Here is a 2,012-nt window from a genome sequence, read left to right as displayed (position 1 = left end):
CCCCTATGCATTGCTGCAAAAAGGTCCTGTTGCCTCAGGACCCAACAGTGCGCCAAACACAACCCCACACCAACCACGCCCCAGCCACGTTCCACACAACCCACACCCCCACAAAAGGGACACAGGCCGCCGTACTAGCACCAGGACACAACCGGTCAAGGCCATGCCAAAAAAATTTGATTCGTTGATATTCCACCCATGAGCACCCACCGCAGAACAGACGCCTGCGCAATGGGCAACACTGACAACCACCACCACACCCATGCAGGCACAGCAACCAGTTGTTAGCAGCTCCTTAGAAAGGAGGTGATCCAGCCGCACCTTCCGGTACGGCTACCTTGTTACGACTTAGTCCCAATCGCCGGTCCCACCTTCGACGGCTCCCCCCACAAGGGTTAGGCCACCGGCTTCGGGTGTTACCAACTTTCGTGACTTGACGGGCGGTGTGTACAAGGCCCGGGAACGTATTCACCGCAGCGTTGCTGATCTGCGATTACTAGCGACTCCGACTTCATGGGGTCGAGTTGCAGACCCCAATCCGAACTGAGACCGGCTTTTTGGGATTAGCTCCACCTCACAGTATCGCAACCCTTTGTACCGGCCATTGTAGCATGCGTGAAGCCCAAGACATAAGGGGCATGATGATTTGACGTCGTCCCCACCTTCCTCCGAGTTGACCCCGGCAGTCTCCTATGAGTCCCCGCCATCACGCGCTGGCAACATAGAACGAGGGTTGCGCTCGTTGCGGGACTTAACCCAACATCTCACGACACGAGCTGACGACAACCATGCACCACCTGTAAACCGACCGCAAGCGGGGCACCTGTTTCCAGGTCTTTCCGGTTCATGTCAAGCCTTGGTAAGGTTCTTCGCGTTGCATCGAATTAATCCGCATGCTCCGCCGCTTGTGCGGGCCCCCGTCAATTCCTTTGAGTTTTAGCCTTGCGGCCGTACTCCCCAGGCGGGGCACTTAATGCGTTAGCTACGGCGCGGAAAACGTGGAATGTCCCCCACACCTAGTGCCCAACGTTTACGGCATGGACTACCAGGGTATCTAATCCTGTTCGCTCCCCATGCTTTCGCTCCTCAGCGTCAGTTACAGCCCAGAGACCTGCCTTCGCCATCGGTGTTCCTCCTGATATCTGCGCATTTCACCGCTACACCAGGAATTCCAGTCTCCCCTACTGCACTCTAGTCTGCCCGTACCCACTGCAGAACCGGAGTTGAGCCCCGGTCTTTCACAGCAGACGCGACAAACCGCCTACGAGCTCTTTACGCCCAATAATTCCGGATAACGCTTGCGCCCTACGTATTACCGCGGCTGCTGGCACGTAGTTAGCCGGCGCTTCTTCTGCAGGTACCGTCACTTACGCTTCTTCCCTACTGAAAGAGGTTTACAACCCGAAGGCCGTCATCCCTCACGCGGCGTCGCTGCATCAGGCTTGCGCCCATTGTGCAATATTCCCCACTGCTGCCTCCCGTAGGAGTCTGGGCCGTGTCTCAGTCCCAGTGTGGCCGGTCACCCTCTCAGGCCGGCTACCCGTCGTCGCCTTGGTAGGCCATTACCCCACCAACAAGCTGATAGGCCGCGAGTCCATCCAAAACCACAAAAGCTTTCCACCACCACCACATGCGTGGAATGGTCGTATCCGGTATTAGACCCAGTTTCCCAGGCTTATCCCAGAGTCAAGGGCAGGTTACTCACGTGTTACTCACCCGTTCGCCACTAATCCCCCAGCAAGCTGGGATCATCGTTCGACTTGCATGTGTTAAGCACGCCGCCAGCGTTCATCCTGAGCCAGGATCAAACTCTCCGTTGAAAAAAACAAATCAAACAGACACAACCACACCCACCGGAAATAACGGCGAACACGGCTGCACAAAATTCGAAACCAGCTGAAAACCAGACCACCACACACGGGGGTGCGCAATGATCCAGCCATAATTTCAACCAATCAAAAAAACAATCGGTATCAACAAACTTGGCACACTATTGAGTTCTCAAACAACAG

1 rRNA gene is annotated in these 2,012 nt (G+C 55.7%); it reads right to left on the bottom strand.

The features are described 5' to 3' along the window. Positions 1–299 precede the first annotated feature (299 nt). Positions 300–1,820: ribosomal RNA gene (locus EU811_RS06540) — 16S ribosomal RNA — on the bottom strand. Between the last annotated feature and the right edge of the window lie 192 nt (positions 1,821–2,012).

It is taken from the genome of Arthrobacter sp. TS-15 (genome assembly GCF_006964045.1).
Lineage (GTDB): Bacteria > Actinomycetota > Actinomycetes > Actinomycetales > Micrococcaceae > Arthrobacter.
This window is presented reverse-complemented; position numbering and strand designations above follow the sequence as displayed.